This is a genomic window from Methanocalculus sp., assembly GCF_030651615.1.
Taxonomy (GTDB): Archaea; Halobacteriota; Methanomicrobia; order Methanomicrobiales; family Methanocorpusculaceae; genus Methanocalculus.
Map to the genome: position 1 here is coordinate 1 of NZ_JAUSCG010000194.1, position 8,967 is coordinate 8,967.

At 50.2% G+C, this 8,967-nt stretch carries 6 protein-coding genes and 1 tRNA gene; 2 read left to right on the top strand and 5 right to left on the bottom strand.

The features are described from left to right. The coding region (locus Q7V06_RS08405) for a hypothetical protein (RefSeq protein ID WP_304840519.1) at window positions 1-793 on the top strand (793 nt) is incomplete at its 5' end. On the opposite strand, the gene Q7V06_RS08410 is transcribed toward Q7V06_RS08405, so the two are convergent. Continuing rightward, on the bottom strand, window positions 790-1,749 hold the full coding sequence (locus Q7V06_RS08410) for a DUF128 domain-containing protein (protein WP_304840521.1): 960 nt from the start codon (window positions 1,747-1,749) through the stop codon (window positions 790-792). The two genes, Q7V06_RS08405 and Q7V06_RS08410, sit on opposite strands and share 4 nt — an antisense overlap. Continuing rightward, the gene (locus Q7V06_RS08415; RefSeq protein WP_304840523.1) at window positions 1,736-2,176 is read right to left on the bottom strand and encodes a dCTP deaminase; all 441 of its coding nucleotides are present in this window, start codon (window positions 2,174-2,176) and stop codon (window positions 1,736-1,738) included. Before Q7V06_RS08415 ends, Q7V06_RS08410 begins: the two co-directional genes overlap by 14 nt. Before the next feature lie 97 nt (window positions 2,177-2,273). Here Q7V06_RS08415 and Q7V06_RS08420 point away from each other — a divergent pair. Next, a tRNA-Arg gene (locus tag Q7V06_RS08420) sits at window positions 2,274-2,345 on the top strand. 1 nt (window position 2,346) lies between these two features. On the opposite strand, the gene Q7V06_RS08425 is transcribed toward Q7V06_RS08420, so the two are convergent. From Q7V06_RS08425 to Q7V06_RS08435, 3 genes are all read right to left on the bottom strand, one after another. After that, window positions 2,347-5,451 (bottom strand): VWA domain-containing protein, encoded by a 3,105-nt coding sequence (locus tag Q7V06_RS08425; RefSeq protein WP_304840525.1) that lies wholly within the window; start codon window positions 5,449-5,451, stop codon window positions 2,347-2,349. A gap of 82 nt (window positions 5,452-5,533) precedes the next feature. Next, window positions 5,534-6,913: a carboxypeptidase-like regulatory domain-containing protein gene (locus Q7V06_RS08430; RefSeq protein WP_304840527.1), complete on the bottom strand. Its 1,380-nt coding sequence runs from the start codon at window positions 6,911-6,913 to the stop codon at window positions 5,534-5,536. Window positions 6,914-6,941: 28 nt separating this feature from the next. Further along, on the bottom strand, window positions 6,942-8,480 hold the full coding sequence (locus Q7V06_RS08435; protein ID WP_304840529.1) for an AMP phosphorylase: 1,539 nt from the start codon (window positions 8,478-8,480) through the stop codon (window positions 6,942-6,944). Window positions 8,481-8,967 lie beyond the last annotated feature (487 nt).

Consider the following 8,967-nt stretch of genomic DNA (forward strand, 5'->3'; position numbering starts at 1 on the left):
CAGGGAAAGGGCTGAACGTGCCGCACTCCTGCAGCAGGAAGAGATCTGGGCCGATGAAGAGGAGGTTTCTTTCATTCGTGAGCCGGAGCCTGCCGGTAAATATAGTGAACAGACCGTAACAGAGTCGTCTTTCCTTCAGCAAGCTGAGAAAGAAGAAATGACGGTATGGGAAGAAATATCTCTTCCGGAGCGCGGAGAGGCGAAAGAGGCGGCGAGCTTATCTCTCCCAAAACGCTCAGCAATAGAAATAGCCGATATATCACGGCAGACGAAATTTGGGGGGCCGATCATGCCAAATGATCGATCGATGGATGCCGGAGCCATCCGGATGAAGGAGATGCCAACAGAGCAGGGCAGAGACAGGGCAGTCGCTTCTGAAGGACCATTTTCTATGCCATCTATGGTCAGAGCAAGAGAGGGTTCATTTGAAACAAAGGCAATAGCCCTTAAGTCCCACTTCTCACGGCCAACCGATCGGGCATTCGATGGGGATGATGTATCTATCAGGATAACCTCTTCACGCCCGCGTGATGATGTTCTGATGGGAAGAAGAGCTATCAGCCATGATCAAACCAGCAGGCCTGATGATTCGGCATATTTAGGTAGATCGGGTTCTCTCACGATAGGACATCAGCCAACACCAAAGGACGATATCACAGGCAATCGGATCGGACGTGATCAGTCACCACAACCAAAGGATGAGATAAAAAAGAGTTCCAGATATGTGGTCATTGGGGATGATAAACAATCCCGGGATAATGAAGAGGATGAACCCGGGATCACCTGGATCTAGTCGGAGATAATGCGGGAGATCGGGATCGTTCCCGCGCCGATCTCTGTCTCCATACTAATTCCGCATTCAGACGCACGGCCGATCAGGTTCATGCCACTGTAGCTGATGATTGAAGACTGATATGGATCAGCCGGTACCCGTAGGATTTCTGATCCTATTGTCACCGGAAGATGAAAACCATTCTCCCGCATCGCTTCCATGATCCCGGTTGCATATGGCACTCCTACAGTAGGAATGTTTCTGATATTTGCAAGAGCGACACCGTTTCCTGATCTGATATACTCCCCAATTGTGCTCACCTCTGCAGATATAAAGAGCTGGAGGGGATCAAGTGTTGTTCCGATATAGCTGATCAGATGGAGGAAACCATCAGGAAACCCGCCGGTATGGCTGAGACAACCCCCATATGCCATCTTAACCGGAATACCATGATGCTGGAATACACCATCCATCGTTATACTACAGATTGTCATAAGACCGGTATGCCCTTTTGGAATTCTTGGATCGTTATCGGTAACTGAATATCCCCCAAAGAAACCGATTTTTGCAGAGCAGACCTCATCAAAAGCATTACATACGATATCCAGATCGTCATTCTTCACAAACGTGAGATTGTAAGCAACATCACCAGTACAGGTCTCTGGATTCAGAGTGCTCCGAAAAGCAAGCCGCTCCAGTTTGGATATCACAAAACCGATTCGATCTCCGACAAGTGCGCTCTCCGTCTCTGCTATTCCAAGGCTCGTCAGGACACGCCCCCGGTTTCCAACCTTCCGTGTGAAACCAACCTCATCAAGATGCTGAAGATAATACTGTACCGCACGATCAGAGAGGATAAAACCCTGTTCACCCATCAGTTCCGAGAGATGCTTCGCACCCATCGGCTCCCTTGATTCACGGAGGATTCGAAGTATCTCGAGGCATTTCCTTTCGGTTCCGGGATCAGTCTCTCGCATGAACAACACCTCGACTATCCTGGTAGCGGCCAGAGTACAGCTCCCCTCCTCCAACAACTTCATGCAGAATTAACTGACAAAAACGGGTATGCCGGGGAATCAGGATGTCATCTGATCCCATATTTGTGCAGCAGAGGGTGAGCTGACCCCGAAATCCCGGATCAACATAACCCGCTCCAAGAAGGAGACCCTTCCTGCCATAGGTTGAACGTCCCCTTATTGTAGCAGCGATATCGGATGGGAGCTCTATCCATTCAAGTGTTGGAACAAGCGTACACTGCCCTCTCAGCAGGTTAGTCTCTTCTGAAACCCTGAGGTCATATGAGGCAGGCTGAAGGCAGGCATCTTCAAATGGCCGTATAACCAGATCACCCTGAGTACTATCTTCACCAAGCCTTCTTCGGATCACACCCGCTGATAACACCATTGTAGATCATATCTGCTGATGAGATGATTAAGAATGTCGAAATGACAGGGGGATCAAATTCTAAATAGTATTCATGCATATGATAGTACTGTCTTCTGGATCCATAGGGTAGAGGATATCCTCTTGGGCTTCGAACCCAAGGACCCGGGTTCGATTCCCGGTGGATCCGTTCACTCGATTTTTATAAATGCTCTCCCGGATGCAAAACCGACTTTTTCTTCCAGATACTCATATACATCAGCAGATCCGGGAGCCGATGCATGTATATGGACGAGGCATATGCCATCTCGTCCTGTGATATCAAGCGAGATACTGTGATGCGTCGTTCCACCCGGAGAATACCTGATATCAGCTATCTGCCAGATGTAGGGGCCGTGAGGACCAAGTGTTGAAAGAACCATAGGATCCACAACAGTATACCGGATCTGCTGAGTCGCCATACCTGATCCATCATAGACGAGATCCCAGGTTATTGGAAGATATTCGGTTATTGAGCCTGTTGCTGTCGTTTTGAGATTAGTTATATCAAGCGATATGCCGGAAAGGCCAATGACTGAGATCGGCGGTATTGCGGTGAGATAGGTAATAGGAAGGGTAAGTGCATCAGGGGCGTTTTCAAAGGTGACAGAGGATTCCGGATCGAAGACGTCGATCGTCCCCTCCTTTCTGACATAGAGGTGGTAACGCGCCTGCCATACCTGGCCGAGCTGGATGGTACCTGCATCAAAAGAAAGACTATATGCAGGTGCGTTCTCTGCAGGAGGGGTTATCCCGCGCCAGTCATCGGTCTGGTCAATTGTGTACTCGGGGATGATAATCTCTTCACCGATATAACTCATAATTCTGGTTGGCGGGAGGTAGGTGAAGACACCATCATATCCGCCACCCTGAACCGGCTCGTTATTGACCATGACCGTTCGGTGTGAAATCTCAAGTTCTGTATTCACCCCTGCCTCGGTAGAGAGTTCTCCTGCGATATCTGCGTAGATGCCTGCAAGGTCGCCACCATCAGGTGCATAATAGTATGTACCGCCGGTCGATTCTGCGAGAGTACGAAGAGTCTCCTGCCCCCCGGCAGTAACATCTTCAGAGAATGCAATTGTGTAGATTTTAATGCCGTGGGCTTCTGCATAGACCGCGAGGTTCTGGTGAGCTGATGAGAGGTCGTTGAATGGATAATAGCGTGTCGTCAGATCAGGGAAGTAGTACCCTGATGTTGGTGATACAAACCAGCCTTCAGTTCGTGTACCTCGAGCCAGAGGGTCACCATACCAGTTATAATCCCCATCGCCAAGGAGTATCACAGTCCTGATCGAATCCGGTCTTCCATTCTCCACCAGTTCCCTTATAGCCCGATACAGACCTGCGCGCATCGGAGTACCCCCATTGGGAACAAGCATGCTGACTGCAGTCTGCACATTCGTCTTGTCATCAGTCAGGGGCATATCAAGAGTAGCATAAGCCGAATATGTCCTTGGATTTCCCGGATAGTGAAGAGAAGTATATTCCTCCCAATCAGAACAGTCATTATCACGCCCAGCCCAGCATGAGTAATAATAAGAGTCCGGGTGGATTCTGGCGAGATCTTTTGTGCCATAGGAGACAAGCCCCACCCGATCATACCCCTCTGCCATGGCGTTGTTGAAGGTATCAGCCGCTTCAATGGTCCAGACCATTCGATCGGGATTGTCAAAGAGCATACTCCCCGAACGATCGATGCAGAGGACAACATCGACGGGGTCCGGCCTGAGCGCCCATCCATCTCCAATAATGGTAATGGTGACTGTGATAGTCTCATTAACCGCCACTGTTTCAGGTTCGATCACTGTGTTGATGCTCAGATACGGATAGTTTTTCCATGTGATCGGAATGGTCTTTTCATCACCATTCCAGACAGCTGAGATGGTCGCAGTTCCGGTTGCAGTTGCGCTGAAGTTCTCGTGGGACTGATCGCGTGTGAAGGAACCTGGTCTGAACCTGACGATGGCAAATCCATCAGCATTCGTACGTGCAGACGTACTATCGAGTTCGGGTGCCCCGGTTACAAGGTAGTCACCTGTATCAACCGAATGGATAGAGAAGGTGACATTTTCACCGGATACCGGATTTCCCTTCTCATCGATGACCTTTGCACGAATATCTGCTGAGATATCCGGATCTACATCGCGGCTCGCAATCATCTGTGGATTTGCGGTGAGGAGCATCGCAACCGGTTCGGTATTGATGAACTCAAGTAGTGTCGTTTGTGTTACCTCAGGGTTATCGATAGAGGTACAGGTGATTGAGACATGACCGATCGTCACAGAAGGACCATAGGTGATCAGTATTTCACCCCGACTGCTCGTATTGAGGAGATGATCTTCGGTTCCCGCTGTTGTTGTCACAGAGAAGAGTATCTTCCTCCCACCGGCACGGTTTCCGAAGATATCATGAAATACATAATTTATAGAGAACTGAGAGAGGCCATCTGCCGGAGCGTAATTTGGGGAACCGGTTGGGAGCAGTTCTTGTGTTACAGTGTGCGGTTCACCATTCTCGATTGAAGATATAGTGATCCACCTCTCAGGGATCAGAACGGGGGATGGGTCGATCAAAACGACGTGGTCTCCTGGAAGGGTATCAAGCTGAAGCGTCTGAGTGATGAGGCCGCTACTGTCAACAGGTATAGTTGCGGTAGTAAGGATGCCATCATTTGTAAGGAAACCGGCCTCATCCCCGGCAGACGTTACCGTCATCGTCACATACTCAGGATAAAGTGATAAGGAGACCTCCCGGCGATTGTCTACGAGATTACCATAGACATCCCGGATGGAGAGTGAAATAGTCACTGAGGTTCCGACAGTAGCCTCTCCGGGGTATGAGAGAGGCATGAGAGCGTGTGGCTCTCCATGATCGATCTTCTGGAGTATTGAGGCATCTATTGACCGCATCTCATCCCCTTCAACGTACCGGGCTGAAGCAGTAACAATGACATCCCCACTCACTGTTTTGGAGGTAAAAAGAACAGTACCACGACCCTCTCCATCTGTAGAGGAAGAAGGGGATTGAAGGGTCCCCATCCCGGGATCAGATAGCGAAAAAATGAGTTGAACTGCAGGAAGCGGAGTGCTCTGATTAAAGAGTTCTGCTGTCAGTGTAGCAGGCGTTGAAGAACCTGCAATCAACCATTCCGTATCTGATGAAAGGACAATCCTGTCCGGTATCAGGGCAGATCCTGAAAATGGTACGAAAACCATCAGGAAGAGCAGAATAATAAGGGAGGGGCGGACGCCCATAGGATAGAGTCGTCGCCAATACTATATAAAAGTATATTTTAACATATACATAGCATACTGTGCGTAAATACTTTTTACTTATTTACCAGCCTTTTCCCCTCCGTGAAGACCCTCTCTTTGATCTCTTCTTTTTGAGGAGTATGATACCGCCTGCAAGGAGGAGAAGCACAAGAGCCGCACCACCAATTATGATGAGATCCGGTTTGGATTCAAGAGTGATTATTACCGAATCCTGCAGACCATCGATTGGGATCGTAAGTTCAGCATTTCCATCACGGTATCCGTCTTTTGTCACTGTTAAGGTGTATTTCTGCCCTGGAATTAAGGATATAAAGATCAGCCCGGTCTGATCGGTTGTTCTCTTCTCTTCTCCGGCTATTGTAATCGCTGCACCGGAAATAACTGAATTTGATGAGTCCTGTACAAGTACCCGAACAGATACAGGTGTATAGACCAGGTTTGCGATGAAGTCAATCGAATCTTCGGATACGGTGATATTCTGGCCATAGGATTCAAAACCGGGCTTTCTGATCTCAAGGAGATACGTTCCGGCACCGAGTTTGTTCAAAGATGCCCGACCATATGTGTCAGTCTTTCTGAGGAGGAGACCATCAAGGTACACATCAGCACCCTCAATGACTTTCTTCTCGGGATCAAAAACCGAGACAAATGGAGAGTGGTACGCCTTTGAGAGTCTTATTGAGAGAACCTGCTGATCACTCGATATATACTGCCGCATCGAACTGCTCTGATACGCAGATGCTCTCACAGATATGAGGTATTCGTTACCCTGCTTCAGATGTGATGAGAGGGTACCGTCAGTTCCGGTCACTCCTCGCACCACATTATCGACGGTTATCTCTGCACCGCTGAGGGGAGATCCCGTCTCTGCATCAGTGACACGGAATGCGAACTGGTCAGAACGGGTCATCATCTGTGAGATCTCACGGCTTGAACCCGAGAGTTCGACAGAGGTCTGTGCGTCCCGATAATTCAGTGCCGTGATGAAGACCTGATAGGTCTCTCCATCCTCAAGGGTAAAGACAGCTTTTCCATCAGAAGAGGTCTCACCCGTCTTTTCAAAGGAAGAACCAACAACCCTCACAATGGCGGACCTGAGAGGAACGATATTCTCATCATATACATACACGGTCAGGAGTGTTGATGTCCTCGTGAGAGGGATGGTAACGGTCGTCTGTGAGGAGTCAACAAGCACCGTCCTCGTCGCATAGCCATTCCTACTCACCCTGAGATTGAATGAGGATGTCCCGGCATGAGAATAGTAATAACGTCCGTAGCTGTCGGTCACCCCGATATAGCTCGAAGCAATGTAGATCTCAGCACCCGATAGCGTATTTCCCTCGGAGTCTTTAATAGTAATTTGAAGCGTTACCACTGCCTGCACTGTTCCGATCAGGAACAGAAGGAGGAGGAGACCGACGATGAAACGCACAGAACGCATATACAGGTTAATATTGCCGCATCCGCTATTAGTGCATCGGTGATCGCCAGTGATTTCCGGGAACACGATCGATCAGCATTCCTTCAACTGCTATCGGCATGAGACGACGGGCTTCTTCGAGTGCTTTCTGGAGACGCCAGCTGCGGTTGGCATAGATGGTGAAGATCGGATCTCCCTTCTTCACATGCTGCCCCTGTTTCTTATGGAGAAGGATACCGGCCCCATGATCATGGGGGGATCCGGCAGCCCGTGCGATCGTAATCAGGGCGCGGTTATGCATCTCGACAACATAGCCGGTCTCTGGTGCGTTCACCGTAAAAGAGTGCTCTCCGGGGGGGAGATCCTCGGGCTTCACGGTTGAGTCTCCTCCCTGCACCTCGATGATCTTCTGCATCATTGCATCCGCTTTCCCCGATGTGAGGAGATCAATTGCAGCACTTGTGCCGGTGCCCGGCTGAACCTTTCCCGCCATCTCAAGGGCGATTCCCGCAATGACCGCACTCTTCTGGATGAGTGAGTCGGGTGCAACTGAACCTTTGAGAATAGCAAGGGCTTCTGCGACTTCAAGATTAACACCGATGGATCTCCCAATGGGTGTATCTCCATAGGTGAGCGCGCATTCAACCCGCATTCCAAGGCGATCACCGAGCTCCATGAAGTCGCGGGCGAGGCGGCGGCCTTCTTCTACGGTCGTGACCTTTGCATGCCGTCCGACCGGGATATCGATGACGACGAGATCAGCACCGACTGCGAACTTTTTCGCCATCACCGAGGCGAGCATCTGACCATGAGGGTCGATTTTGAGAGGGTATTCATAGAGGATGATCTTGTCATCTGCCGGAGCAATATTGGTTGCACCCCCCCAGACGATAGCACCACCGACTTTTTCTGTCATTGTCTGGAGTTCAGATGCCGAGAAGGAGACCGGGGCGAGTGCCTCCATCAGATCAGCTGTTCCCCCGGCCCCGGTGATCGCACGTGAGCTGGTCTTTGGGCATTTCAGACCGGCTGCCACGATGATCGGAACGACAAGAAGGGTGATCTTGTTGCCTGGGACACCCCCAATCGAGTGTTTGTCAACGATCGGATGTGATGCAAAGGAGAGCTTTTCACCTGTTGCGACCGTTGCACGGGTGAGGTACTCTATCTCATCCATGTCAAGGCCATTGATGTAGGTGCCGACGAGATACGCACTGATCTCACCTGGTGAAAGGGTATCATCGACGATCTCGCGGACAATAGACTGGGTCTCTTCCATCGTAAGTTTTCCGCCGTCCATCTTCTTCTTGATGAAGTCGATGGATGCGGGTCGGCCGACGGCCCGAACCTCGATCGGCTCACCCCCTTCAAGCTGGAGTTTCCGGTTCGTCACCTGGTAGACACCGGCTGTCCCCTGCGGGAGCATGGTAGCAGTTGTTGTCACAAAAGCCTGTGCAACAGTCTTCTTCTCTTCATTGATCACCTCGACCCGATCACCGTCAAGGACGCCGATGGTGCGGGCATCATCACGATTCAGAAGGAGACCACGGTATTCGATGTCAAGCACTTTTCCAGAGAGACGAACCATGAGATATAACCCCCGGATATTCCGGTGTAGTGTATGGATCTCAGTTGTTATCAGGGATAAGGGTTGCCGGATGATTCCATCATATAATTCACAGCCGATAGCTCCCACTAGCACCTCAGCCTTCCAAATCCACCTGAGATCATCAACAAGACGCCGTTTCTTCTCATCTTCAATCAGTATCCTGTGTTAGAGAGGAATGCTCACGCTAAGGCGAAAAGACACAAAGAGGGTGCTATAACCCCTAAACAGAAGAAACGTGGCGGCTTAAGCGTCCTTGAGCGTGATCCAATTGTACATGGTGGAGACGAAGACTCACGCGAAGGCGCAAAGACGCAAAGAGGTGCTGTGACCCACCAAAAAGAAGAGACGTGGTGGCTTAAGCGTCCTTGAGCGTGATCCAATTGCACATGGTGGAGACGAAGACTCACGCAAAGGCGCAAAGACGCAAAGAGGTGCTGTGACCCACCAAAAAGAAGAGACGTGGTGG

Coding starts and splice junctions, on each gene's coding strand:
- Q7V06_RS08430 (WP_304840527.1), bottom strand. CDS start 6,913: ATGCGTTCTGTGCGTTTCATCGTCGGTCTCCTCCTCCTTCTGTTCCTG.
- Q7V06_RS08425 (WP_304840525.1), bottom strand. CDS start 5,451: ATGGGCGTCCGCCCCTCCCTTATTATTCTGCTCTTCCTGATGGTTTTC.
- Q7V06_RS08435 (WP_304840529.1), bottom strand. CDS start 8,480: ATGGTTCGTCTCTCTGGAAAAGTGCTTGACATCGAATACCGTGGTCTC.
- Q7V06_RS08415 (WP_304840523.1), bottom strand. CDS start 2,176: ATGGTGTTATCAGCGGGTGTGATCCGAAGAAGGCTTGGTGAAGATAGT.
- Q7V06_RS08410 (WP_304840521.1), bottom strand. CDS start 1,749: ATGCGAGAGACTGATCCCGGAACCGAAAGGAAATGCCTCGAGATACTT.